26 protein-coding genes are annotated in these 23077 nt (G+C 57.9%); 11 read left to right on the top strand and 15 right to left on the bottom strand.

The features are described from left to right. The first annotated feature begins 193 nt into the window (after positions 1 to 193). Positions 194 to 1177 (top strand): MDR family oxidoreductase, encoded by a 984-nt coding sequence (locus tag FBY04_RS02870; protein WP_145314459.1) that lies wholly within the window; start codon positions 194 to 196, stop codon positions 1175 to 1177. A gap of 100 nt (positions 1178 to 1277) precedes the next feature. Here FBY04_RS02870 and ada read toward each other — a convergent pair whose 3' ends face one another. The 6 genes from ada to FBY04_RS02845 form a co-directional block, all read right to left on the bottom strand. After that, on the bottom strand, positions 1278 to 2324 hold the full coding sequence (gene ada, locus FBY04_RS02865; RefSeq protein WP_084323341.1) for a bifunctional DNA-binding transcriptional regulator/O6-methylguanine-DNA methyltransferase Ada: 1047 nt from the start codon (positions 2322 to 2324) through the stop codon (positions 1278 to 1280). A gap of 86 nt (positions 2325 to 2410) precedes the next feature. Continuing rightward, a complete protein-coding gene (gene alkB / locus FBY04_RS02860; protein ID WP_145314458.1) occupies positions 2411 to 3076 on the bottom strand; it encodes a DNA oxidative demethylase AlkB in 666 nt (221 codons plus the stop codon). A 4-nt stretch (positions 3077 to 3080) separates the two neighbouring features. Further along, a complete protein-coding gene (locus tag FBY04_RS02855; RefSeq protein WP_145314457.1) occupies positions 3081 to 3785 on the bottom strand; it encodes a 2OG-Fe(II) oxygenase in 705 nt (234 codons plus the stop codon). Beyond that, positions 3782 to 4288, bottom strand: coding sequence for a methylated-DNA--[protein]-cysteine S-methyltransferase (locus FBY04_RS02850; RefSeq protein ID WP_145314456.1), 507 nt, complete (start codon positions 4286 to 4288; stop codon positions 3782 to 3784). The genes FBY04_RS02855 and FBY04_RS02850 overlap by 4 nt, the downstream gene beginning before the upstream one ends. Positions 4289 to 4413: 125 nt before the next feature. Further along, positions 4414 to 4590, bottom strand: coding sequence for a hypothetical protein (locus FBY04_RS32290; RefSeq protein ID WP_017338603.1), 177 nt, complete (start codon positions 4588 to 4590; stop codon positions 4414 to 4416). Positions 4591 to 4618: 28 nt separating this feature from the next. Further along, positions 4619 to 4921 carry a DUF1883 domain-containing protein gene (locus FBY04_RS02845; protein ID WP_017338604.1) on the bottom strand — a complete coding sequence of 101 codons (303 nt, stop codon included), beginning with the start codon at positions 4919 to 4921 and terminating at the stop codon, positions 4619 to 4621. Positions 4922 to 5133: 212 nt separating this feature from the next. Here FBY04_RS02845 and FBY04_RS02840 point away from each other — a divergent pair, with 212 nt between their 5' ends. Both FBY04_RS02840 and FBY04_RS02835 read left to right on the top strand, forming a co-directional pair. Next, positions 5134 to 5493, top strand: a complete 360-nt coding sequence (locus FBY04_RS02840; protein ID WP_084323337.1) for a hypothetical protein — start codon at positions 5134 to 5136, stop codon at positions 5491 to 5493. A gap of 72 nt (positions 5494 to 5565) precedes the next feature. Beyond that, positions 5566 to 5796, top strand: coding sequence for a hypothetical protein (locus FBY04_RS02835; RefSeq protein WP_084323336.1), 231 nt, complete (start codon positions 5566 to 5568; stop codon positions 5794 to 5796). Positions 5797 to 5808: 12 nt separating this feature from the next. Here the strand turns inward: FBY04_RS02835 and FBY04_RS02830 are convergent, their stop codons facing one another. Continuing rightward, entirely contained in the window at positions 5809 to 6090 is a 282-nt protein-coding gene (locus tag FBY04_RS02830) for a hypothetical protein (protein ID WP_084323335.1), read from the bottom strand. A gap of 143 nt (positions 6091 to 6233) precedes the next feature. Continuing rightward, complete coding sequence (locus FBY04_RS02825) at positions 6234 to 6422, bottom strand: hypothetical protein (protein ID WP_084323334.1); 189 nt, start codon at positions 6420 to 6422, stop codon at positions 6234 to 6236. Positions 6423 to 6702: 280 nt separating this feature from the next. Here FBY04_RS02825 and galU point away from each other — a divergent pair, with 280 nt between their 5' ends. Both galU and gorA read left to right on the top strand, forming a co-directional pair. Beyond that, positions 6703 to 7542, top strand: coding sequence for a UTP--glucose-1-phosphate uridylyltransferase GalU (gene galU / locus FBY04_RS02820; protein WP_056739849.1), 840 nt, complete (start codon positions 6703 to 6705; stop codon positions 7540 to 7542). A 130-nt stretch (positions 7543 to 7672) separates the two neighbouring features. Further along, entirely contained in the window at positions 7673 to 9031 is a 1359-nt protein-coding gene (gene gorA, locus FBY04_RS02815; protein WP_145314455.1) for a glutathione-disulfide reductase, read from the top strand. 109 nt (positions 9032 to 9140) lie between these two features. On the opposite strand, the gene FBY04_RS02810 is transcribed toward gorA, so the two are convergent. Then, positions 9141 to 10145: a DNA-binding protein gene (locus FBY04_RS02810; RefSeq protein WP_145314454.1), complete on the bottom strand. Its 1005-nt coding sequence runs from the start codon at positions 10143 to 10145 to the stop codon at positions 9141 to 9143. Positions 10146 to 10424: 279 nt separating this feature from the next. On the opposite strand from FBY04_RS02810, the gene FBY04_RS02800 reads away from it, so the two are divergent. The 3 genes from FBY04_RS02800 (at position 10425) to ahpF (ending at position 13755) form a co-directional block, all read left to right on the top strand. Continuing rightward, on the top strand, positions 10425 to 11363 hold the full coding sequence (locus FBY04_RS02800; RefSeq protein WP_145314452.1) for a site-specific integrase: 939 nt from the start codon (positions 10425 to 10427) through the stop codon (positions 11361 to 11363). A 138-nt stretch (positions 11364 to 11501) separates the two neighbouring features. After that, positions 11502 to 12065: an alkyl hydroperoxide reductase subunit C gene (gene ahpC / locus FBY04_RS02795; protein WP_008155117.1), complete on the top strand. Its 564-nt coding sequence runs from the start codon at positions 11502 to 11504 to the stop codon at positions 12063 to 12065. A 124-nt stretch (positions 12066 to 12189) separates the two neighbouring features. Continuing rightward, the gene (gene ahpF, locus FBY04_RS02790) at positions 12190 to 13755 is read left to right on the top strand and encodes an alkyl hydroperoxide reductase subunit F (RefSeq protein WP_145314451.1); all 1566 of its coding nucleotides are present in this window, start codon (positions 12190 to 12192) and stop codon (positions 13753 to 13755) included. A gap of 177 nt (positions 13756 to 13932) precedes the next feature. On the opposite strand, the gene gloA is transcribed toward ahpF, so the two are convergent. Next, positions 13933 to 14454: a lactoylglutathione lyase gene (gene gloA / locus FBY04_RS02785; protein WP_084323329.1), complete on the bottom strand. Its 522-nt coding sequence runs from the start codon at positions 14452 to 14454 to the stop codon at positions 13933 to 13935. A gap of 145 nt (positions 14455 to 14599) precedes the next feature. Here gloA and FBY04_RS02780 point away from each other — a divergent pair, with 145 nt between their 5' ends. Continuing rightward, positions 14600 to 15124 carry a DUF4946 domain-containing protein gene (locus FBY04_RS02780; protein ID WP_145314450.1) on the top strand — a complete coding sequence of 175 codons (525 nt, stop codon included), beginning with the start codon at positions 14600 to 14602 and terminating at the stop codon, positions 15122 to 15124. A 166-nt stretch (positions 15125 to 15290) separates the two neighbouring features. Here FBY04_RS02780 and FBY04_RS02775 read toward each other — a convergent pair whose 3' ends face one another. From FBY04_RS02775 to FBY04_RS02765, 3 genes are all read right to left on the bottom strand, one after another. Continuing rightward, a complete protein-coding gene (locus FBY04_RS02775; RefSeq protein ID WP_008075430.1) occupies positions 15291 to 15656 on the bottom strand; it encodes a histone-like nucleoid-structuring protein, MvaT/MvaU family in 366 nt (121 codons plus the stop codon). 235 nt (positions 15657 to 15891) lie between these two features. After that, positions 15892 to 17427, bottom strand: a complete 1536-nt coding sequence (locus tag FBY04_RS02770) for an EAL domain-containing protein (protein ID WP_145314449.1) — start codon at positions 17425 to 17427, stop codon at positions 15892 to 15894. A gap of 115 nt (positions 17428 to 17542) precedes the next feature. Then, complete coding sequence (locus FBY04_RS02765) at positions 17543 to 18415, bottom strand: LysR family transcriptional regulator (RefSeq protein WP_145314448.1); 873 nt, start codon at positions 18413 to 18415, stop codon at positions 17543 to 17545. A gap of 78 nt (positions 18416 to 18493) precedes the next feature. Between FBY04_RS02765 and FBY04_RS02760 the strand changes: the two genes are divergently transcribed. After that, a complete protein-coding gene (locus tag FBY04_RS02760; protein ID WP_145314447.1) occupies positions 18494 to 19438 on the top strand; it encodes a DMT family transporter in 945 nt (314 codons plus the stop codon). A gap of 249 nt (positions 19439 to 19687) precedes the next feature. Further along, complete coding sequence (gene hppD, locus FBY04_RS02755) at positions 19688 to 20764, top strand: 4-hydroxyphenylpyruvate dioxygenase (protein WP_145314446.1); 1077 nt, start codon at positions 19688 to 19690, stop codon at positions 20762 to 20764. A 125-nt stretch (positions 20765 to 20889) separates the two neighbouring features. Here the strand turns inward: hppD and rarD are convergent, their stop codons facing one another. After that, the gene (gene rarD / locus FBY04_RS02750; protein ID WP_145314445.1) at positions 20890 to 21771 is read right to left on the bottom strand and encodes an EamA family transporter RarD; all 882 of its coding nucleotides are present in this window, start codon (positions 21769 to 21771) and stop codon (positions 20890 to 20892) included. A gap of 177 nt (positions 21772 to 21948) precedes the next feature. Then, positions 21949 to 22962, bottom strand: coding sequence for an aldo/keto reductase (locus FBY04_RS02745; RefSeq protein ID WP_145314444.1), 1014 nt, complete (start codon positions 22960 to 22962; stop codon positions 21949 to 21951). Positions 22963 to 23077: the final 115 nt, after the last annotated feature.

Below are 23077 nucleotides of genomic sequence, written 5' to 3'. Positions count from 1 at the left end.
AAGGTTCTCCGGCGTCACAACAGGAACGGGTTTTGTACCAGTAATGGCGGGCGCAGGACCAATCGATTTTTGCATGGGGGCGCGATCGCCGGTGATGGAGACGCCTGGATTGGCTTAAAGTCGGGTACGACAAAATGTTGCAGTGTGATATTTCAACTGCACCACGACTGAGTGATTCGATTGGGAGACGATGATGTTCCAAGGCATTTTGATCGACAAAGACGACAGCGGTTATCGGGCCACACTGCAAGCGATCGATGACGATCAGTTGCCCGAGGGCAATGTGACCGTGCGAGTGGCGTACAGCACACTGAATTTCAAGGACGGCCTGGCGATCACCGGCAGCAGCCCGGTGGTGCGAAAATTCCCGATGGTGCCGGGTATCGATCTGGCAGGAACTGTAGAAGTCAGCGAGCATCCGGACTACAAGGTTGGTGATCAGGTCGTACTCAATGGCTGGGGTGTGGGCGAAGGGCATTGGGGCGGATTGGCGCAGAAAGCGCGCCTGAATGGTGACTGGCTGATTCCATTGCCCCCGGAATTCACGGCTGCCCAGGCAATGGCCATTGGCACGGCCGGTTACACGGCGATGCTGAGCATTCTGGCGCTGGAGCATAACGGCGTGACGCCAGAGCAGGGTGAATTCCTGGTCACGGGCGCCAACGGTGGTGTAGGCAGTTTCGCCATCGCGTTGCTGAACAAGCTCGGTTACCGGGTGGTTGCGTCCACTGGTCGGACTTCCGAGCACGACTACCTCAAACAGTTGGGCGCCAGCGAAATCATCGACCGCGCTACGCTGTCCGAACCCGGCAAGCCGCTGGCCAAGGAGCGTTGGGCGGCCGTGATCGACTCGGTCGGCAGTCACACCCTGGCCAACGCCTGTGCCAGCACGAAGGCCAACGGCACTGTCGCCGCCTGTGGCCTGGCGCAAGGCATGGATTTTCCAGCCTCCGTCGCACCGTTCATTTTGCGCGGCGTGACACTCGCCGGGATCAATAGCGTGACCCAGCCCAAAGCCAAGCGAGTGCTCGCCTGGAATCGCCTGGCCAAGGATCTGGACTTCGCTTTGCTGCCGCTGATCAGCCATGAAATCGGTTTGAGTGAAGCGATCGAAGCTGCACCGCGCTTGCTTGCCGGTCAGCTGCGCGGTCGAGTGGTGGTGGATGTGAATCGCTAAAAGCAAAGATCGCAGCCTGCGGCAGCGCCTACAGGATGTACACCAATCCAATGCAGGAGCTGCCGCAGGCTGCGATCTTTTGATCTTTTGATCTTTTGATCTATTGGCCTTCACGTTCCAGCAACTGCCGTTTGCGCTCCACTCCCCAGCGATAGCCCGACAGGTTGCCATCGCTGCGCACTACGCGGTGGCAGGGGATCGCCACTGCCAGACTGTTCGCGCCGCAGGCCTGAGCCACAGCGCGTACCGCTTTCGGTGCGCCGATGCGCTGGGCGATATCCGCGTAACTGGCGGTGCTGCCGGCAGGAATCTCCCGCAACGCCTGCCAGACGCGCTCCTGAAATGCCGTGCCTTGAACGTCCAGCGGCAAATCCAGGCCGATGGCCGGGGCTTCGATAAAACCGACGACCTTGGCGATCAGTTGCTCGAACTCATGATCAGCGCCAATCAGGTTGGCCCGCCGAAACTTGTCTTGCAGGTCGCACACCAGCTGGTGCGGATCATCACCCAGCAGAATCGCGCAAACACCACGTACGCTCTGGGCCACCAGAATCGCGCCCAACGAACACTGGCCGACGGCAAAGCGAATGTCGTTGTTCTGACCTTCGGCGCGGTAGTCACCGGGTTTCATGCCGAGCAACTGATCCGCCGCCTCATAAAAACGGCTGTTGGAGTTGAAACCGGCGTCATACAAAGCCTCGGTCACCGAACCTCCAACGCTCAGCCGTTGGCGAACCTTGCGGGAACGGTGGGCCGTGGCGTAGCCCTTGGGTGTCAGCCCGGTAACGGCTTTAAACACACGGTGAAAGTGAAAACTGCTCAGGCCGGCGACGTCGGCCAGTTCACTCAGCGCTGGCAGATGCTCGGCGGTCTCGATCTGGCGACAAGCCGCGGCGACCGTCGCAGCATGTTGCGCGGCGACGTCACTTTGATCCTTCGCCGCTCGTTTGCTCGGGCGGTAACCCGCTGCCTGGGCCTGCTCGGCCGTGTCAAAGAATTCGACATTTTGCGGCTTCGGCAAACGCGCCAGACTGCTGGGACGGCAGTAAATGCCAGTGGTTTTCACCGCATACACGAACTGCCCGTCAGCGCGGGGATCCCGGGCGACGACAGCGGCCCAGCGCGGATCGTTCTCGGTGGTTGTCATGGCTTCATGTCCGTTGACCCGTTTGATTCAGAGTAACCAGCCGGCAGGGTCGTTGCACTCCGGGTCTTGCGGTCAAATTCGTGGGCTCATTGTGCGGTACGAAACGTAAAGTTGATCCGTTGCTCGCCCATCTGTGGATGCTGCCCCTCCTTGATCGGCAAAACTCCGTGATAACGCAGGCGATCGACGCCACCCCAGACCACGATATCGCCATGGAACACTGGCACCCGCTGGCTTTTGTCGCTGCGTTCAAAACCACCGAACAGGAACACCGCCGGCAGGCCCAGCGACACCGAAACGATCGGCGCTGCGTAGGACGCTTCGTCCTTGTCCTGGTGCAATGACATCTTCGCGCCGGGGATATAGCGGTTGATCAGACAGGAATCGGGCACGAAAGTGGCAAAGCCGGCTTCCAGCGCCGCCGCTTGTGCGAGCTCAAAAAATACCGACGGCATGTCCGGCCAGGGGGTGAGGGTTTGCGGATCATGACGGGAATAGCGATAACCGCTGCGGTCGGTAGTCCAGCCCCAAGTGCCGCAACTGCTCATGGCCGCGGACATGGTAAAGCCGCCAGGCGTGACCATGTGCCGAAACGGCGCGGTGGCCAGAACCGCCTCGAGTGCGGGCAGTAAACGCTCCAGCCAAGGCAGGGCAAAGCCCCTCAAGACGTAGGACTGTTCGCCAATTTGCTCGCGCCGAGGTTGTTGCTCGGGCTCTGAGTCGGCAAACAGATCGAGAGTAGTCGGGTTCATAAGGTCATAACACGTCGTGAAAGATGATGCCAAGGGTATGCCGTTTTCCGCTGTGCAGGCGGCTAACACCGTGGCGCAGGGTGACCCGGTAATAGCCACGAACGCCTTTCAGCGGTCGCTGGTTGACGGCAAAGATCACGGCGTCACCCTTTTTCAATCCAATGACTTGGGGGCGCGACTGCATCCGAGGGCGTTGTTCGGTCAGGACAAACTCGCCGCCGGTGAAATCTTCGCCCGGCTCTGACAGAAGAATCGCCACTTGCAGCGGAAAAACGTGTTCGCCGTACAGATCCTGATGCAGGCAGTTGTAGTCCTGTGGCCCATATTGCAGCAACAGCGGCGTTGGACGCACCTGATCGGCGGCGTGACAGCGTTCGAGGAACGCCGCATGCGTATCAGGGAAACGGACCGGCAAGTCCATCTGCTCGTACCAGCGATTGGCGATCGGCACCAGCCGAGGGTAGAGCGCTTTGCGCAAAGTGGCGACGATCTCTGGCAACGGATATCGAAAGTATTTGTACTCGCCACGGCCAAAGCCGTGACGAGCCATCATCACTTGCGAGCGGAACGGTTCGGATCGCGCGTACAGCGCGCTGACGTCATCGCACGTTTCGCTGCTGATCAGCGAAGGGATGATCGCGCAACCGTCCTGATCCAGTTGTTGCTCCAGCGTTGCCCAGTCGAGTGCCTCCAGAAAGTGCTCGATCATTGCTGCGCCTCGCGCTCCAGCAGTTGCCGCTTACGCTCCAGGCCCCAACGATAACCGCCGAGGCTGCCGTCCTGGCGCAGTACCCGATGGCAGGGCACGATGACTGCCAGCGGGTTCGCGCCGCAGGCATTGGCCACGGCCCGGAAGGCTTTGGGTTGCCCCAGTTGCCGGGCGATTTCCTGATAACTGACAGTTTTGCCGAGCGGGATCTGGCGCAAAGCTTCCCAGACGCGCTGCTGGAAAGCGCTCCCCACCGGATCCAGTGGCAAATCGAGCGCTGTCAGAGGATTGTCGAGATAGCGAAGGGTTTGTTCCAGTGCCGGCATCAAGCCTTCGTCACGTTGGGGGATTGGCTGGCCGGGGAACCGCCGCGCAAGGTCGCGCTCCAGCGTCGCCAGGTTATCGCCAAGCAGCAATGCGCAAAGACCTTGCGCGCTGGAGGCCAGCAGCAAGGTGCCAAGGCTGGAAGTGCCGCTGATGAAACGAATCGGGGATGCAGACATGTTCTGACTCCTTAACCAAAGGTTGAGGTGGCCAGTCTAGGGAGCGCTGCCTTCGTGAACACTCCGGGGCTTGCGGTCGAATTCAACGGATGGAGCAGACATCCACGTTGTCGCTCCTAATCCCGTTACAGCGCTTTGCTGACGCTGATCTCGCTGATGACGTCTTCGCTCTGGCCATGAATGGCGTCCAGCGCGGCTCTGGCTTCGGCTTCGGTGCCGTTTTCAAGCTGGGCAAATTCGAAGCGGCGTTCGCCGTTGAGTTTGTATTTGATGACGTACTTGGTCGTTTGGGCCACTGTCATACCTGCTTATATTCGTGTCGGGCGGCGCTCAGCTCAGTTTCGAGGTGGAGCGGCGGATGATCTTGATTGAGTGAGTCAGGGTCGGTTTGCGGGTCACGCTGATCGGCCGACGGTTCACGGTATCGATGGTGATGTTCCAGAAACCGGTACTCGGTGCAGTAATGCGGGCCGGGAAGGTGTCGAACGCACCGCCATGGTAAGTGTGACGGCCGCCATTCTTGAAACTGCGGAAATTGGCGTCGTTCATCAAGCGGATGTTGCACATTTGGGAGCACTGGATGACGACGATGTCGTCTTCATTGAGGTGCTCGCGCTGGTGGATAAATTTCATGAGGCGCCTCCAGAAGGGCTTTTTCTACAAAATCAAAACGATAGCATGGGCGATTGGCGCAGTTTATCAGCCCGAACAGGTTATTATCCGGTCGTCGGGGTCCGCTTTGACAATTAAAAACAGTTATTCGGAATTCCATGAGCGATAAAAGCAGTGAGCCTCGGAGAAAACCAGCATTTGTGCTGTCGGAGGGTCTTTATTGGAGGTTTAGTATGAAGTGGGGTGCGTGGGTCTTGCCGTTTGCATTGGCGATAAGTGGTTGTGCGAGTGTCTCGGAAATCAACGAGTCGCTGCCCACCATGAGCGTGATTTCCGGCAAGAAGCCCAATGAATACGCGCAATGCCTGACCGAGAAACTGGCCAGCAGTCGCGGTGCCCTGCAAGTCGAACCGCAGGAGAAAGAGGGCGTGCGGGTCATCGTGCCGCAGAAGTTCTCCTCGGGGCCGGCGGCCGTATTCGATATTGAAGAGCGTTCCAGCGGCAGCAGCATCAAGCTGCATGAGCGCATTTCCAATGTGCCATTGCGCCCGATGGATGTGCGCAATGCTGCCACCGCGTGTATCTCCGGCTGATAAACTAGCGACAGTCAGCACCGATGCCGTCAAAGCAAGGCTTTGGCGGCATTGTCATTTCTGGAGTCGAGCATGAAGCGAGAGCAAGTACGGGAAAGGCACGCAGAGGGTCACATCTCTGCTACCCATGTGATTCAGAATCCGGCGAACCCGGGGGAATGGATCGTGTTTTTCAAGAAAAGCGCCGGGCGAAGTTATTTTCTGGTGGATGACAACGATGAAGTCGAATCCTTCGGTCGCCTTGACGACCTGATCGAGACCGTGCGCGGTCTCGGGATCAAATTCGCTGAAATTCACATGTAGGGCACAAACGCCTTACTTGCAGACCACCACCACGCTGCGGTTTTTGTAATTGCCGACATCGACGCCCAGGGTCTTGTCACTTTCCTTGGTTGAAGGTGTGCCGTCAGTGCCGACGATCCGATAGCCGGTTCCGGCGCAGGAAGCGTCGGCTTTTTCATAGCAGGTGGCCCAGGAATTGGCTTCCCCCGAGCAGTCGATGCTCAGGCCTTGCTCGCCGTTGTTCAGGTAGGTGGTTTCGGACGTTGCGCAGCCGCTCAGGGCCAGTACCGCAATCAGGGGCAAGAATTTAGTCATGGTGTGGTCGTCGTCAGGATAATAGGGCTAAGCCTGTGACAGCGCCGGAATCAAAAGGTTATAGCGAAAGGCCACTTCTTTGCCGGCGATCGCAAAAAAAGCCCTGCGCGAGGCAGGGCTTGGTCAGGCAAATTCGCTTCAGATCAGGACTTGTCCTTGCCGCGACGTTTCGGGGCCGGGTGTTCAAGCTCCAGTACGGATGCCACTTCAATCGCCAACGCTTCGGTCGGGAATGGTCCGGCGATATTCTCGCCGCCGACGCTGTCTACCCACCACTGGCCGTCTTTCGCCTGATTGATCAGGAACCCGTTGACACTTTTTGCTACCGACATCTATCTGCCTCGTTGGCTGGTTCAATTGCGCAATGATAGCGCCAATTGCACTTGACGGGTGCTGATGGGCGTATGGTAGTGCGAATCTGTAGGTGACAGATTCGTCAGCGTCGCTCGGAATTTCTGCTATCAATAAAAGGCGCTGGAGCGAACTGCGGAACTATCCGCGAGAATATTTCTCTATGATGGCATCGGTTAGCCAGTGCGGGGCATTGTAAGGTGCACGCCGCCTGATTAGACTGCGCCGAAACTCGAACACACAGCCCTTTCAAGGACTTATATGATCAAGAAATGCTTGTTCCCAGCAGCCGGTTACGGTACTCGCTTCCTGCCAGCGACTAAAGCCATGCCCAAAGAAATGCTGCCGGTGGTAAACAAGCCACTGATCCAGTACGGCGTCGAAGAAGCACTGGACGCCGGTTTGACCGAAATATCCATCGTCACCGGCCGCGGCAAACGCGCCCTGGAAGACCACTTCGACATCAGCTATGAGCTGGAAAACCAGATCAAGGGCACCGACAAGGAGAAATACCTGGTCGGCATCCGCAAGCTGCTGGACGAGTGCTCGTTCTCCTACACCCGTCAAACCGAAATGAAAGGCCTTGGCCACGCAATCCTGACTGGCCGTCCGCTGATCGGTGACGAGCCGTTCGCCGTGGTGCTGGCGGACGACCTGTGCGTCAACCTCGAAGGCGACGGTGTACTGACCCAGATGGTCAAGCTGTACGAGCAGTATCGCTGCACCATCGTCGCGATCCAGGAAGTGGATCCGCAGGAAACCAACAAGTACGGCGTGATCGCTGGCGAGTTGATTGCCGATGACCTGTACCGCGTTCGTAACATGGTCGAGAAACCGGCACCGGAAGACGCTCCGTCGAACCTGGCGATCATCGGTCGTTACATCCTGACTCCGGACATTTTCGAGCTGATCAAGCAAACCGAGCCAGGCAAAGGTGGTGAGATCCAGATCACCGACGCCCTGATGAAGCAGGCGAAGAACGGTTGCGTGATTGCCTACAAGTTCAAGGGCCAGCGTTTCGACTGCGGTGGTGCTGAAGGCTACATCGAAGCAACCAACTTCTGCTTCGAGAACTTCTACAAGACTGGCAAGGCTTACTGATAGCGTCTGACCTGCTTGTATTGAAAAGCCACCTTCGGGTGGCTTTTTCATTTTCCGGCCCCATATCGTTTGCAGCGCTTGCCCAACGGACGTCTGCGGGTATGCTGTCTGCCTGCCGAGGAGATTGAAAATGGCCTACGATTTTGACCTTTATGTGATTGGTGCCGGTTCCGGCGGTGTGCGGGCTGCGCGTTTTGCGGCCGGGTTTGGCGCGAAAGTGGCCGTGGCCGAGAGCCGCTACCTGGGGGGTACCTGTGTGAACGTCGGCTGCGTGCCGAAGAAACTGCTGGTCTACGGTGCGCACTTCGCCGAAGACTTCGAGCAGTCTTCGGGTTTTGGCTGGACCCCGGGCGAGGCAAAGTTCGATTGGGCAACGCTGATCGCCAACAAGGATCGCGAGATCAATCGCCTGAACGGCATCTATCGCAACCTGCTGGTGAACAGCGGTGTGACCCTGCATGAAGGCCACGCCAAAATCGTCGACCCCAATACCGTCGAGATCAATGGCGAACGCTTCACCGCCAAGAACATTCTGATTGCTACCGGCGGCTGGCCGCAGATCCCGGAGATTCCGGGGCACGAGCATGCGATCAGTTCCAACCAGGCGTTCTTCCTCAAAGAGTTGCCAAAACGCGTACTGGTCGTGGGTGGTGGCTACATCGCCGTCGAGTTCGCCGGGATCTTCCACGGGCTGGGCGCCGAAACCACGTTGCTGTATCGCGGTGAACTGTTCCTTCGCGGCTTCGATGGCGCGGTGCGCAAGCACTTGCAGGAAGAACTGACCAAACGTGGCATGGACCTGCAATTCAATGCCGACATCGAGCGCATTGAAAAACTGACCGATGGCAGTCTGAAAGTGACACTCAAGGACGGTCGTCAGTTGGAAGCCGATTGCGTGTTTTACGCCACCGGCCGCCGACCGATGCTGGACAACCTCGGGCTGGAAAACACTGGCGTCAAACTCGACAAGAAAGGTTTCATCGAAGTCGACGAGCAATACCAGACCGCCGAGCCGTCGATCCTGGCCCTTGGCGATGTGATCGGTCGGGTCCAGCTCACCCCGGTTGCTCTGGCCGAAGGCATGGCCGTAGCGCGACGCTTGTTCAAGCCTGAGCAGTATCGTCCGGTGGATTACAAGATGATCCCGACCGCGGTGTTCAGCTTGCCGAACATCGGCACCGTTGGCCTGACCGAAGAAGAGGCGCGCGAAGCCGGCCACGACGTGGTGATCTACGAAAGCCGTTTCCGCCCGATGAAGCTGACCCTGACTGAATCCCAGGAGCGCACGCTGATGAAGCTCGTGGTGGATGGCAAGACCGACAAGGTGCTTGGCTGTCACATGGTCGGGCCGGATGCCGGCGAAATCGTGCAGGGGCTGGCAATCGCCTTGAAGGCGGGCGCCACCAAACGCGACTTCGACGAAACCATCGGCGTGCACCCGACGGCCGCCGAAGAGTTCGTCACCATGCGTACACCGGTCGCCGGTTAATCGGCCCCGGCTGCGTCTGGCGCTGTCGCAACGGCAGCCGCCAGACGCTTGTTTTTGTAGGAGCGAGCTTGCTCGCGAAAAACTCAAGCGCACCGCTGGCCATTTGATTTTACGCGTTATCGTTCGCGTCCATGGCGTGCAAGTTCGCTCCTGCACTGCTTGCTTCAAGTTCTGCCTGGGTCTTGGCAAGATTGACCTCTAGCGCCTTATTCAGCTGCGACTGCTCCTCGACGCTCTGCTTCAGCGATTGACTTTCCAACAGGGCTGCCCGCAAGCGTTCCTGGAGGAGGGTGCGTTCGCTGTCGATGCGGTTGACCTGTTCCAGCAGTTGATCCTGGCGGGTATGGGTCTGCTTGAGCTGTTCTTGCAGCAGGCTCAGTTCCCGCAGCGTGCCACGGTTTTCAGTCAGCAAGCGTTCGTTGTCACGGTGAAGCTGGGTGATTTCGTCCTGGCGTACAAGGGCGCTTTGCTGGGCCTGACGCAACTCCATCTGAATCTGCTGCACCTGACCTTCGTGGCGTCGTTGCTCCTGTTCGCGCTGCTCTTTGACGGCATCGCGATAGTGTTCCAGTGCATCGCGGGCGTGCAGGTGTTTTTCCTCAAGAGAGCGGATCTGCTCGTCCTTGTCCTGCAAGCGCAACTCGAAGTCGGCCAACGCCTGGTTCAGCCCGGCGTTGCGGGTTTGCTCGGTCTGCAGCATGGAGAGCGTGTTTTGCAGGGTGTCGGATTCCTGGGTCAGCGCCAGGGTTTGAATCTCGTACTGCTGCTGCAATTCGCTGTTGGCTTCCTGAGCGTCTGCCAGCTGACTTTCCAGGTCTTTTCGTTGCTGTTCGAACTGAGCGCGAGCCTGATCGATGGGCTCCTGTGCTTGCTCTTTGAGCCGTTGCGCAAGGCGCGAGACCAACCCTGTCAGCTCGTCATCAATGGGTTCAGGGGGGGGCGCGGCCGGTTCTACACCATCGTCCAGCTCCTTCAAATACCGGTGAATGGTGGTTTTGGAGCCAGTGTTTCCCATCTCTATACGTACAGCGTCGATGCTCGGGTGTTCGCCGCGGGCGAGGATAGCCAGGCGCGCCGTTTGAACCACTGCTTTGTTGATGCCGCCACGAGCCATGTGTTCTCCTACGATTTCGTACTGTGGTACATGCCACTAAAGTACACAGTGTACCACGCGTTCATAAAATGGAATAAGTGCATATTACTGATGCGGGATATACTGGTATTACCCCATGTGACAACGATATTGAATTGTTCGCAGCTCCATTTCCGTACACAAACGTCCTCAGGAGCCGGTTTGCTGGCGAAAAACCTCCAGACACCGCGAGCACTCAAGCCGTTAGCGTCATCGTTTACGTCCATCGCGAGCAAGCTCGCTCCTACAGTAGTCAACGCCATGAGTGATCTGGATCGATACCTGCAAGCCGCCACGCGTGACAACACCCGCCGTAGTTATCGAGCGGCCATCGAGCATTTCGAAGTGAGTTGGGGCGGTTTCCTGCCGGCCACTGCCGACAGCGTCGCGCGCTATCTGGTGGCGTACGCCGGGGAGTTGTCGATCAACACGTTGAAGCTGCGCCTGTCGGCGCTCGCGCAGTGGCACAACAGCCAGGGGTTTGCCGATCCCACCAAGGCGCCCGTTGTGCGCAAGGTGTTCAAAGGCATTCGCGCGCTGCACCCGGCTCAGGAGAAACAGGCCGAGCCCTTGCAGCTTCAGCATCTGGAGCAAGTGGTTACCTGGCTGGAGCAGGAAGCACACACCGCGAAATCGCAACATGATCAACCGGCCCTGTTACGAGCCCGGCGCGATAGGGCACTGATTCTGTTGGGCTTCTGGCGCGGTTTCCGCAGCGACGAGTTGTGCCGCGTCCAGATCGAACACGTGCAGGCCAGCGCGGGTTCCGGCATTACCCTGTATTTGCCGCGGAGCAAGAGCGACCGCGAAAACCTCGGCAAGACCTACCAGACGCCGGCATTGCAGCGTCTGTGTCCGGTGCAGGCGTACATCGCCTGGATCACCGAGGCGGCGCTGGTGCGCGGGCCGGTATTCCGTGGCATCGACCGTTGGGGGCACCTGAGCGAGGAGGGGCTGCACGCCAACAGCGTCATTCCGTTATTGCGCCAGGCGCTGGAGCGCGCAGGTATCCCGGCCGAGCAGTACACCAGCCACTCCCTGCGACGCGGCTTCGCCACTTGGGCGCACCAAAGTGGTTGGGACTTGAAGTCGTTGATGAGTTACGTGGGCTGGAAGGACATGAAGTCGGCGATGCGTTACGTGGAAGCTAATCCGTTCCTCGGGATGGCCCGGATTTCTGAAAAGCCGTTGACGCCGTAGATATCGTTTTCTTCTATTAATACAGCTGGCTAATAGCGAAAACCCATCAGCAGCATCAAGTTTGCCAATGAGCCATCCGTCCATCGAGTGGGTAGAGTTCACTCCATCAACTTCTTAACCCCTGACGGAGAGTCAACGATGCCTATCATCAACAGCCAAGTTAAACCGTTCAAAGCTACCGCCTACAAAAACGGCGACTTCGTACAAGTGTCGGACGCTGACCTGAAAGGCAAATGGTCTGTCGTGTTCTTCTACCCAGCCGACTTCACCTTCGTTTGCCCGACCGAACTGGAAGACCTGGCTGACAACTACGACGCTTTCCAGAAGCTGGGCGTCGAAATCTACAGCGTTTCCACTGACACCCATTTTGCCCACGCGGCCTGGCACAACACTTCGCCAGCCATCGGCAAAATCCAGTACACCATGATCGGCGACCCGACCCACGCCATCTCCCGCAACTTCGACGTGCTGATCGAAGAAGCCGGTCTGGCTGACCGCGGCACTTTCGTGATCAACCCTGAAGGCCAGATCAAAATCGTTGAACTGAACGATGGCGGCGTTGGCCGTGACGCTTCCGAACTACTGCGCAAAATCAAGGCTGCCCAGTACGTCGCTGCTCACCCAGGCCAGGTTTGCCCAGCCAAGTGGAAAGAAGGCGAGGCCACTCTGGCTCCGTCCCTGGACCTGGTCGGCAAGATCTAAGTCTGTGAAAGCATCATCAGGGCGGGTTTCCGCACCTAAGTAAGCTGCAACCGCCCAATAAAAACGCCTGGGCGAGATTCGCTCGGGCGTTTTTTTATGTCTCGCAAAAAAGGAAATCGCCCGTATGTTGGACGCCAATCTTAAAGCCCAGTTGAAATCGTACCTGGAACGGGTCACCCAGCCGATCGAGATCGTTGCATCCCTCGACGACGGTGCGAAATCCCAGGAAATGCTCGAGCTGCTGAAAGACGTTGCCAGTCTTTCCAGCCAAATTACCTTGCTCGATAACGGTGACGACGCACGCAAGCCATCGTTCTCGATCAACCGCCCCGGTGCCGATATCAGCCTGCGTTTTGCCGGTATTCCGATGGGCCACGAATTCACCTCGCTGGTGCTGGCCTTGCTGCAAGTCGGCGGTCACCCTTCGAAAGCCAGCGCGGAAGTGATAGAACAGATCCGCTCGCTCAAAGGCGAGTTCAGCTTCGAGACTTACTTCTCGCTGTCCTGCCAGAACTGCCCGGACGTGGTCCAGGCGCTGAACCTGATGGCAGTACTGAACCCGAACATTCGCCACGTCGCTATCGATGGTGCGTTGTTCCAGGCCGAAGTCGATGATCGCAAGATCATGGCCGTGCCAAGCATTTACCTGAACGGCGCGATTTTCGGCCAGGGCCGTATGGGCCTGGAAGAAATCCTCGCCAAGATCGACACCAGCGGCGCCGAACGCCAAGCCGAGAAAATCAGCGCCAAGGAAGCCTTTGACGTGCTGGTTGTCGGTGGTGGTCCCGCCGGTGCTGCGGCAGCGATCTACGCCGCCCGTAAAGGCATTCGCACTGGTGTGGCGGCTGAACGTTTTGGCGGGCAGGTGCTCGATACCATGGCCATCGAGAACTTCATCTCCGTACAGGAAACCGAAGGGCCGAAACTGGCCAGCGCGCTCGAAGAGCATGTCAAGCAATACGACGTCGACATCATGAACCTGCAACGGGCCACCGCGCTGATTCCGGCGAAGAACCCTGGCGAGTTGCACGAAGTTCGCTTCGACAGCGGCGCCACCCTGAAAACCAAGGCGCTGATCCTTGCCACTGGCGCGCGCTGGCGTGAAATGGGCGTACCGGGCGAGCAGGAATATAAAGCCAAAGGCGTGTGTTTCTGCCCGCACTGCGATGGCCCGCTGTTCAAAGGCAAGCGCGTAGCGGTGATCGGCGGCGGTAACTCCGGCGTTGAAGCCGCGATCGATCTGGCCGGTATTGTCAGCCACGTCACGCTGCTCGAGTTTGACAGCAAGCTGCGCGCCGATGCCGTGCTGCAACGCAAGTTGTTCAGCCTCCCGAACGTCAATGTGATTACCAGCGCACTGACCAGTGAAGTGAAAGGCGACGGCCAGAAAGTGACCGGTCTGGTCTACAAGGATCGCGATTCGGGCGAGTTCAACACGGTCAATCTCGAAGGCATCTTCGTGCAGATCGGTTTGCTGCCGAACACCGACTGGCTCAAAGGCACCGTCGAATTGTCGCCCCGTGGCGAGATCATCGTCGATGCGCGTGGCGAGACATCGTTGCCAGGTGTGTTCGCTGCCGGTGACGTGACGACCGTGCCGTACAAGCAGATCGTGATTGCGGTGGGCGAGGGCGCCAAGGCTTCCCTGAGCGCCTTCGATCACCTCATCCGGACTTCTGCGCCGGCCTGAAACCGGACGCTGAAAACACAAAACCCCATGAGTGATCATGGGGTTTTGTGTTTGTGCCGCCGCAGATATTTGTAGGAGCCGGCTTGCTGGCGATTGCGGTGTGTCAGCAAGCATTACTTTGAATGTCACACCGCTATCGCCAGCAAGCCGGCTCCTACAGGGGATTTTCTGTGAGGGTTACAACGGCGCAGGCTGGATGATCTCGACCCAGTAGGCGTCCGGGTCCTTGATGAACGCCAGGCTCTTCATGCGGCCATCGTTCAGGCGCTTCTGGAAATCGCAGCCCAACGCTTCGAAACGCTCGCACGCAGCGACGATGTCTGGCACTGAGATGCAGATGTGCCCGAAGCCGCGTGGGTCGGTGTTGCCATTGTGGTAGGCAAAATCCGCGTCGTTTTCAGTGCCGTGGTTGTGGGTCAGTTCGAGGATGCCGGGGATCGATTTCATCCACTCGGTACGGGCGGCGGCATCGGCCGGGATCTGGTCTTTATCGACCAGCGCCAGGAAATACAGGCTGAATTCGGCTTCCGGAAAGTCGCGTTTTTCCACCAGCGAAAAACCTAGGATGCGTGTGTAGAAATCCAGGGACTTGGTGATGTCCTTGACCCGCAGCATGGTGTGGTTGAAGACGAACTTCTGGGTGGCGGTATCAGGTTGGGCGGTAACACCCGGGAAGGTGTTCAATTCGTGCAGGCTCATGGGCCCTCCGGACAATAAGTGGGGCAAGTGAATGGTGACAATGATACGCAAGGGCGCAGGCATCACCAAACCCAAACCGTCGGCTATTGCCTGACAGCCGGACGAGGCTCAGACTTTGCGGTTCAGCCCGTGAGTATTCATTGCAATGACCCGATTCTGTAAATCGCTGTTCGTTCTGATTGGCCTGCTGTCAGGCATGACTTGCGCTCATGCAGACACGCCGATAGTGACTTGGCCGGTTGGCTGGGAAGTAGAAGCGATCCCGCAGGATGATGCCAAACCTGAGGTGTCCCGTCAGCGCGCAGTGAAGAATGATCAGGGCGGCACGCCGGTGATGGTGATGGAGTTAACCATGACGCCAGTGGAAAGCGGTCATCAGGTGAATTTGCAAGGCGTATTGCTGGAGATGCGCAAGTCAGTGCAGAAGGATTTTTTCCAGGGCGGCTATCAAAGCGTCTGCAACAAAATTCATCCGGCGACCTTGAGCCGGCTGTCGGCATTGGAAACTACCTGCACGATTACCCAAAACGGCCGACACGTGTTGTCGCAAACATTGGTCGCGGCGGTGGATGCCGATAAAGCCTATGTTTTTTCGTACGCGGGGCAGGCCGAGGCTTATAAGGCAAGCCTGGATGAAATAGAAACTGTTCGTAACAGCTTGAAACTTTAGTTAAAGGTTTGCGCAATCGTGCATTTCGCAATCTTTAGATACCCAAAGGGACTAAGCACAAAGTTAATCTGCAAGTAGCGAGTGATCGATTCCAATCGTTGCATTTAGAAGGTATGCATGAAAAAAGCCCTGCGTAAGACAGGGCTTTTTTTGTCACCGCGAGTGCTTAGCCGCGCAGCCAGGAATCAACGGTGGCAGCACCGTATTGTTCCTTCCAGGCTTTCAGGCCGCGGTGGTTGCCGCCCTTGGTTTCAATCAGTTCGCCAGTGTGCGGGTTCTGATAAACCTTGACCACGCGAGCGCGGCGGGTTTTCGGCGCAGCGGCCTGTTGCAGGCCGGATTTGGCCGGGTTCGGATCGAGAATGGCGATGATGTCGCGCAGGCTCTTGCCGTAGGTTTTCATCAGCCCCTGGAGCTTTTCTTCGAATTCGATTTCTTTCTTGAGCCCGGCATCATTCTTCAGGGACTCCAGCTGCTTGAGCTGCTCTTGAAGGGCCTTTTCAGCTGCACGAAATTCAGCGAGTCTGGACAATATCTTTACTCCAATAGTGTGTTTGGCTGATACCAACCGCAAACAAAGCTATAAGCCAAGAGCCTTGAAGCGACTCGGTGATAGATGGCTCGCCTGCCAATTTAGCGCAGGTATGAAAAATTGTAGTAGTTAATGGGCGAAGAGTAAATCCTGACTTTTTCTTCATGTAACAAGAGTGGTCTTTTGATTCGAATTGGTGCACGGGCCTCGTTGTTTTGTCGCATAAAGGCGCCAGTTAATGGTGACTTAATGCATCAATGAAGTCTGCACCGGGGATCGGCCTGCCGAAGAGATAACCTTGCAGGAAGTTCACACCATGAGCGGTGAGATAGGCACTTTGCTCCTCGGTTTCCACACCTTCTGCAACGATGCCCAGATCGAGCTTGGCCGAGAGTTCGATGATGCTGTCCAGAATGTGCCGGGAGAGGGCGTCGGCGCCGATCATGGCGACAAAGCTCTGGTCGATTTTAAGGAAGTCGACGTTGAATTGGCGCAAGTAACCCAGGCTTGAGTGGCCAGTGCCAAAGTCGTCGATGGCGATCATCACGCCCAGCGCGTGAAGTTGCTCGAACAACTGCAACGTGATGGCAGTGGGCTCGATCAGTTCGCGCTCGGTCAACTCCAGCACAAGATGGATGGAGCCCGGCGCAAAGGCACTGAGAAATTCCCGGCAATCCTCGACCAGTTCCAGGTCCTTGCAGTGGCTGGCGGTGATGTTGATGCCGATGTGAAACGGCTCTTCGAACGAGGAGGAGACAGGCGCCAGCAGTTGCGCAGTTTGCTGCATGAGTGAGCGCGTCATCGGCACGATCAGGCCGGAGTGCTCGGCAAACGGGATAAACAGGTCAGGGCGCACCAGGCCTTCCTTCGGATGATTCCAGCGCATCAACACTTCGGTGCCGGACCACTTCTTGTTCGTGCCATGCACCACCGGCTGAAAATACGGAACGAACTCCGCCGCCTCCAGCGCGCGCTGTAGTTCATGACTGGGTGACGACGAGCGCTTTTGCAAAACATGCCCAATCAGGCCGGACACGACGCCAAAAAAGATCAGCAAACTGAACAGCGGCGGATACTCGCTACGCATGTAACGCCAGGTCTCGCCAGCGGGGAAACCCGCCGCGACGGTGAAGGCATATCGCGAGGATGGACGTTTGCTTTCGGCGACGGGCAGGAGGGGCAGGGCATCTTTGTGAACCTTGCCGTCAGCCGACAACCAGCTTGGGCCGACTTGGAGTAACAGTACTGTCTTGCGACCAATCAGGCGCAGCACGTTACTCAAGTGATAACCGTCCAGTGTCGTCAATGCACCCTGTTTTCCTTCGCTGAGCCGGTACACCAGCAGCGCGGTATTGGGCGTGACCGGGTTGCCGTTCATGAGCCATAACGTGCCTTGGGTGTAGTCTCCGGCGTTGATTTTTTCCTGATAGTCACCAAACAACGAACTGCAATAGAGGTTGTCGTCCCACACCAGATTCGTCGAGCGCACGAACGGACGGCGGGTGACTTGTTCGCGCAAGGCCAGCTTGACGTCGTTGCAGGATTGACCGGCCAACGGCACTAACTCGCGTGCGGCCTCGGCGGTGTTGTCGAGCATCAGGTCGAATTGGCGGATGGCTTCTTCGGCGGTCAGTTGGGTGCTTTGCGAAAGTGCACGTCCGGCCTGCCAGTAAAGAATGGAGAACCCCAGAAGTATCGGGAGCAAACCGCTCAATACTGTCACTACAATCCGGGTGCTGCGTTTTCGGCGGGTTTTGAAAGTCAGTGGCATTCGCGAAACCTGTAACGATGAAATAGGGCTCTCAAATGCTGGCAGGACAACGGCACGCCTCCCATAAAGAGTTCGGTCAGAGGCCATGATAGTTGGCCTTCAAGGCGTGTGCCGTTCAACGCAAGTCCAGACTGGCAGCCAGTTTGATAAAGGCCAGCGTTGCCGGTGAAGACTGACGCCGGTCCAGCACCGCCAGGCCGACCTGGCGCACGACCACTGGCGACAGCGGTTTTTTCACGTAGCGGTCGTCGCAGTCGTTGGGCAGTGAACCTTCGGCGACCACCGTCAAGGCATCGCCCCGGCCAACGGTGACCAGCGTGCTCAGCAGTTGCGAGCAGCGGTAACGAATGTTGGGCATCAGGTGCGCCGCGCTGAACATCCGCGAAACCAGCTCCGAGGAGCCGGCCTCGGTCAGCACGAAGGGGTCGTCGCACAAATCCCCCAGGCTCACGCTGTCGCGAACTGCCAGCGGATGATCGACGGGCAGCAACGCGACCATTTGGTCCTCGATCAGTGCGACGGTGTCGAATCGCTCCTGCGGCAACACCACAAAGCCGATGTCGATGCGCCGCTCTTCCAGCCACTGGATCACCTGTCGGTCCGGACCTTCATCGATATGGACCTCGATACCAGGGTGAGCGGCCCGGTACTGCTGCAGGATCATCGGTAACAACTTGATCGACGAGGTCGGACCGAACGATCCGATGCGCAGCGTGCCGCGTTTCATGCCGCGGGCATCGGCCGCTTCCTGGCGCAAGGTGTTGGCCAGCCCGAGCATTGCCCGAGCACGCAGCAACAGCTGTTGGCCGATGTCGCTGAGTTCGACCCGGGATTGATGCCGATTCAACAGTTCGACGCCCAGCTCCTGTTCCAGCGACTTGAGGGCGTGAGACACCGCGGATTGCGAAATGCCCAGACGATGGGCCGCCGCCGTAAAGCCGTGAAGCTCGGCCACCAGCGAGAAAATCTCCAGTTGTGTGAGTGTCATGAGTGTTTACTCATTTTACGATGATCAAGTATTAGCGAAATGATACGTCATCTGTTCGACTTCTTAATCCGGGGACTTATGACCGCATATGAACACAGGGTGTCGGAACGCTCCGACGTGGCGGTGTACTTCAAACTCGCCGCCGTCACGATGATCTGGGGCGGCACCTTTGTCGCCGGGCGTTTTCTGGCGGACAGCCTCAGCCCGCTGTTCGCTGCCAGCCTGCGATTCCTGCTGGCGAGCGGGGCGCTGTTGCTGTTTTTACTGGTGGCCCGCGTGCCGCTGGCGCGCCCCAGCCCCAGGCAATGGCTGCAACTGTCGCTGCTGGGGTTCTTCGGCATCTTCTTCTATAACCTGTGCTTCTTTTATGGCCTGCATTACATCAATGCGTCCCGGGCGTCGTTGATCGTGGCCCTTAACCCGGCGGTTATCGGACTGGCCTCGTGGCTGCTGTTCAAGGAGCGCTTGAGTCGGGTAAAGGTCGTGGGTATCGCGATCTGCATCGTCGGGGCGAGCCTGGTGATTGTCAGTCGCAACCCCCAATTGCTGGCCGGCAATGCCGACTCGTGGATCGGCGATCTGCTGATTTTTGGCTGCGTTCTGAGCTGGGGGGGTTATTCGCTGTGCTCCAGAGACTTGAACCAGACCCTGGGGCCGATGCAAACCGTGACGTATTCGATCTTGCTCGGCACGGTGATGCTCTGGGTTGTCAGTGCCGTCAGGGGCGAGGTGAGCATTGCTGCGTTGGCCAGCCTGGGAGCGCAGCAATGGTTGAGCCTGATGTACCTGGGCGTTTTGGGATCGGCACTGGCCTACATTGGTTATTACGATGGCATCCGCAAAATCGGCGCGACCCGTTCAGGCGTGTTCATCGCTCTGAACCCGCTGACCGCGGTCATCTTCGGCGCGTTGTTGTTGGGCGAGCAATTGACCCTGGCGATGTGTCTGGGCGGCGGGTTGATTCTGGTGGGGATTTTCCTGTGCAACAAACCCCTTGCGCGAGCAGGGAAAAAGGGGATTTGATACAGAAGACGGACAAATCTGTTTACGCTGTGTAGAATCCGGTTACGCATATAAGAATAATCGTCTTCTGCCAGCAGAAGCCTCGCCCGTATCAGCCTTGGGTCGACAATGAAAAGTTTCGGGTTTCAATTGATCTACGGTGACTTCCTCGCCCGCAGCGTGCGGGGCATCTCCTGCGCGCCACCCGCCGGCTTCAGCATTTCTTGAAACTAACGTTACGTTAATTCTAAAAAATGATGAGGCGCCAAAATGGCAGATTTATACGAAAACCCAATGGGCCTGATGGGCTTTGAATTCATCGAACTCGCATCGCCAACCCCGAACACGCTGGAGCCGATCTTCAAGATCATGGGCTTCACCAAGGTGGCGACCCACCGTTCCAAAGACGTGCACCTGTATCGCCAGGGCGCGATCAACCTGATCCTCAATAACGAACCCCACAGCGTCGCTTCGTACTTTGCGGCCGAGCACGGCCCGTCGGTGTGCGGCATGGCGTTCCGGGTCAAGGATTCGCAAAAGGCCTACAAACGCGCACTGGAACTCGGCGCGCAGCCGATCCATATCGAAACCGGCCCGATGGAACTGCACCTGCCGGCGATCAAAGGCATCGGCGGCGCGCCGCTGTACCTGATCGACCGTTTTGGTGAAGGCAGCTCGATCTACGACATCGACTTCGTGTTCATCGAAGGCGTTGATCGCAACCCGGTTGGCGCCGGCCTGAAGATCATCGACCACCTGACCCACAACGTGTATCGCGGTCGCATGGCGTACTGGGCGAACTTCTACGAGAAGCTGTTCAACTTCCGTGAAATCCGCTACTTCGACATCAAGGGCGAATACACCGGCCTGACCTCCAAGGCGATGACCGCGCCGGACGGCATGATCCGCATCCCGTTGAACGAAGAGTCGTCCAAGGGTGCCGGTCAGATCGAAGAGTTCCTGATGCAGTTCAACGGCGAAGGCATCCAGCACGTCGCGTTCCTCAGCGATGATCTGATCAAGACCTGGGATCACCTGAAAAGCATCGGCATGCGCTTCATGACCGCGCCTCCGGAAACCTATTACGAAATGCTCGAAGGCCGTTTGCCGAACCACGGCGAGCCAGTGGATCAACTGCAGGCGCGGGGCATTCTATTGGATGGTTCGTCAGAGTCGGGCGACAAGCGTCTGCTGCTGCAGATCTTCTCGGAAACCCTGATGGGCCCGGTGTTCTTCGAGTTCATCCAGCGTAAAGGCGACGATGGCTTCGGCGAAGGCAACTTCAAGGCGTTGTTCGAATCGATCGAGCGCGATCAGGTTCGTCGTGGCGTACTTTCCACCGACTAAGCCGTTACCGCGATAAAACTGTGGGAGCGGGCTTGCTCGCGAATGCGGAGTGTCATTCAGCAATGATGTTGACTGACACCCCGCATTCGCGAGCAAGCCCGCTCCCACATTTGTTTTGAGTGTATTTAAGGTTTGCGCTGCCGGACCAGGTGCTTGAACCCTTCGAACATCAACACCAGCACCGCCATCCAGATTGGAATGTAGGTCAGCCATTCCCCCGCCTTGATGCTTTCTCCGAGCAGCAACGCCACACCCAGCAACAGCACCGGCTCGACGTAGCTCAACAACCCGAACAGGCTGAACGGCAGCAGTCGGCTGGCGATGATGTAGATCACCAGTGCCGAGGCACTGATCACACCGAGAATCGGGATCAACAGCGACAGCCACGGATGCTGGTCAAACACACTGAAACCTTGTTCGCCCGTCTGCACGAACCAGAAGGCCACGGGCAGCGTGAGTGCCATGTCCAGCCATAAGCCGCCCAGGTTGTCTGCTGCGAGACGCTTGCGCAGGATGAAATAGGTTGGGTAGCCGATGCACACCAACAAGGTCGCCCAGGAAAAACCACCGACCTGATACACCTCGTTGATCACCCCGAGGCAGGCGAAAAACACCGCGACTTTTTGCAGATAGGACAGGCGCTCACCGTAGGCCAGTCGCCCGGTCAAAACCATGGTCAACGGCAACAGGAAATAGCCCAGCGACACATCGAGGCTGTAGCCGTTGAGCGGTGCCCACATGAACAGCCAGAGCTGCACGCTGAGCAGGGCAGAAGAGGCGATCAGGCCGGCGATCAGTTTCGGCTGGGCGGTAGCTCGCCGGACAATCTCGACCACGCGCTTCCATTCCCCGGACACCACCATGAACACGGTCATGCACGGAACTGTCAGCAGCATGCGCCAGCCGAAAATTTCCACACCGCTCAACGGGGTGAGCAGTGAGGTGTAGTAATACATGACGGCAAACAGCACCGAGGCCGAAACCGATAGAGCGATACCTTTAGACAAACTGTCCTCGCGAAGTTGAAGGTGAAACGGGGGGCGGAGGATACGTGGTTTTCGAGCCGAATATTGACCTACTGATCAACTCCGACCCACTGTAGGAGCGAGCTTACTCGCGATGGTGTATCAGCTGACACTGATGTAGCTGATACAAGCTCGCTCCTGCAGTGGTCTTGTATTTTCTCAGGTGTTGCGGGGTTTACGGCCGGATACGAAATGGCTCACATCATTGAACCCCGGCGTCGACGCATGCCCCGGTGTCACCAGCGAGTCGATAAACGCTTCATCCTCAGCCGTGATCTTCACCGCCTGCGCCTTAGTGTAGGCGTCCCATTGTTCTTCGGTACGCGGCCCGACAATGGCGGAAGTGACGGCGCTGTTGTTCAGCACCCAGGCAATCGCGAACTCGACGATTCCCACGCCACGACCTTGTGTGTATTGCTGGATCTGCTGGGCAATGCGCAGGGATTCCACCCGCCATTCCGTTTCCAGAATGCGTTTGTCGGCGCGACCGGCGCGGCTGTTGGCGTCCGGTTTCACATCCGGCGCGTATTTGCCGCTTAGCACGCCACGGGCCAGCGGGCTGTAAGGCACCACGCCCAGGCCATAGGTTTGCGCGGCGGTGATCTGTTCGGTTTCGGCCTGGCGGTTGACGATGTTGTACAACGGCTGGCTGATGACAGGGCGGTCAACCCCCAGTTTGTCAGCGATGCGGATCACCTCGGCGATTCGCCAGCCGCGGTAGTTCGACAACCCCCAATAGCGGATTTTGCCCTGGCGAATCAGGTCGCCGATGGCCGATACCGTGACTTCAAGCGGCGTGTTGTGGTCTTCGCGGTGCAGGTAATAAATGTCGAGGTAGTCTGTGCCGAGGCGCGTCAGGCTGGCATCGATGCCATTGAATATGTGCTTGCGGCTCAGGCCACTGCGGTTCGGCACGCCGTCCACGGGGCCGAAACCGACCTTGGTGGCGAGCACCCATTCATGGCGGTTACCGGCAATCGCTTCGCCGACGATTTCCTCGGAGCGGCCGCCGGTGTAGACGTCGGCGGTGTCGATGAAGTTGATGCCCTGGTCCCAGGCCTTGTCGATGATCCGCAGGGAATCTTCGGTGCTGGTCTGTTCGCCGAACATCATGGTGCCCAAGGTCAGGGTGGAGACCTGCAAACCCGAATGACCCAGCGTGCGGTAGCTCATGACGAATTCCTTTTACCGGAGGGAAAGGCTCAATCAAATACCAGAACAACCGCGCGGATCAAAGTGATTTATCGAACATCCCCGAATCAAAAATGTGGGAGCGGGCTTGCTCGCG

The sequence above is a fragment of the Pseudomonas sp. SJZ080 genome (assembly GCF_007828295.1).
Classification (GTDB): domain Bacteria; phylum Pseudomonadota; class Gammaproteobacteria; order Pseudomonadales; family Pseudomonadaceae; genus Aquipseudomonas; species Aquipseudomonas migulae_A.
The sequence above is the reverse complement of the archived record's forward strand: the minus strand, read 5'-3'. Positions and strand labels throughout refer to the sequence as shown.

Excerpts from the sequence above, each read along its gene's own strand:
- FBY04_RS02835 (WP_084323336.1), top strand. The coding sequence starts at position 5,566 with ATGAAGCGAGAGCAAGTACGGGAAAGGCACGCAGAGGGTCACATCTCT.
- gorA (WP_145314455.1), top strand. The coding sequence starts at position 7,673 with ATGGCCTACGATTTTGACCTTTATGTGATTGGTGCCGGTTCCGGCGGT.
- FBY04_RS02840 (WP_084323337.1), top strand. The coding sequence starts at position 5,134 with ATGAAGTGGGGTGCGTGGGTCTTGCCGTTTGCATTGGCGATAAGTGGT.
- FBY04_RS02845 (WP_017338604.1), bottom strand. The coding sequence starts at position 4,921 with ATGAAATTTATCCACCAGCGCGAGCACCTCAATGAAGACGACATCGTC.
- FBY04_RS02825 (WP_084323334.1), bottom strand. The coding sequence starts at position 6,422 with ATGTCGGTAGCAAAAAGTGTCAACGGGTTCCTGATCAATCAGGCGAAA.
- ahpC (WP_008155117.1), top strand. The coding sequence starts at position 11,502 with ATGCCTATCATCAACAGCCAAGTTAAACCGTTCAAAGCTACCGCCTAC.
- FBY04_RS32290 (WP_017338603.1), bottom strand. The coding sequence starts at position 4,590 with ATGACAGTGGCCCAAACGACCAAGTACGTCATCAAATACAAACTCAAC.
- gloA (WP_084323329.1), bottom strand. The coding sequence starts at position 14,454 with ATGAGCCTGCACGAATTGAACACCTTCCCGGGTGTTACCGCCCAACCT.
- FBY04_RS02745 (WP_145314444.1), bottom strand. The coding sequence starts at position 22,962 with ATGAGCTACCGCACGCTGGGTCATTCGGGTTTGCAGGTCTCCACCCTG.
- ada (WP_084323341.1), bottom strand. The coding sequence starts at position 2,324 with ATGACAACCACCGAGAACGATCCGCGCTGGGCCGCTGTCGTCGCCCGG.
- galU (WP_056739849.1), top strand. The coding sequence starts at position 6,703 with ATGATCAAGAAATGCTTGTTCCCAGCAGCCGGTTACGGTACTCGCTTC.
- FBY04_RS02870 (WP_145314459.1), top strand. The coding sequence starts at position 194 with ATGTTCCAAGGCATTTTGATCGACAAAGACGACAGCGGTTATCGGGCC.
- FBY04_RS02855 (WP_145314457.1), bottom strand. The coding sequence starts at position 3,785 with ATGATCGAGCACTTTCTGGAGGCACTCGACTGGGCAACGCTGGAGCAA.
- FBY04_RS02800 (WP_145314452.1), top strand. The coding sequence starts at position 10,425 with ATGAGTGATCTGGATCGATACCTGCAAGCCGCCACGCGTGACAACACC.
- FBY04_RS02780 (WP_145314450.1), top strand. The coding sequence starts at position 14,600 with ATGACCCGATTCTGTAAATCGCTGTTCGTTCTGATTGGCCTGCTGTCA.
- FBY04_RS02765 (WP_145314448.1), bottom strand. The coding sequence starts at position 18,415 with ATGACACTCACACAACTGGAGATTTTCTCGCTGGTGGCCGAGCTTCAC.
- alkB (WP_145314458.1), bottom strand. The coding sequence starts at position 3,076 with ATGAACCCGACTACTCTCGATCTGTTTGCCGACTCAGAGCCCGAGCAA.
- hppD (WP_145314446.1), top strand. The coding sequence starts at position 19,688 with ATGGCAGATTTATACGAAAACCCAATGGGCCTGATGGGCTTTGAATTC.
- ahpF (WP_145314451.1), top strand. The coding sequence starts at position 12,190 with ATGTTGGACGCCAATCTTAAAGCCCAGTTGAAATCGTACCTGGAACGG.
- FBY04_RS02760 (WP_145314447.1), top strand. The coding sequence starts at position 18,494 with ATGACCGCATATGAACACAGGGTGTCGGAACGCTCCGACGTGGCGGTG.
- FBY04_RS02810 (WP_145314454.1), bottom strand. The coding sequence starts at position 10,145 with ATGGCTCGTGGCGGCATCAACAAAGCAGTGGTTCAAACGGCGCGCCTG.
- FBY04_RS02770 (WP_145314449.1), bottom strand. The coding sequence starts at position 17,427 with ATGCCACTGACTTTCAAAACCCGCCGAAAACGCAGCACCCGGATTGTA.
- FBY04_RS02850 (WP_145314456.1), bottom strand. The coding sequence starts at position 4,288 with ATGTCTGCATCCCCGATTCGTTTCATCAGCGGCACTTCCAGCCTTGGC.
- FBY04_RS02830 (WP_084323335.1), bottom strand. The coding sequence starts at position 6,090 with ATGACTAAATTCTTGCCCCTGATTGCGGTACTGGCCCTGAGCGGCTGC.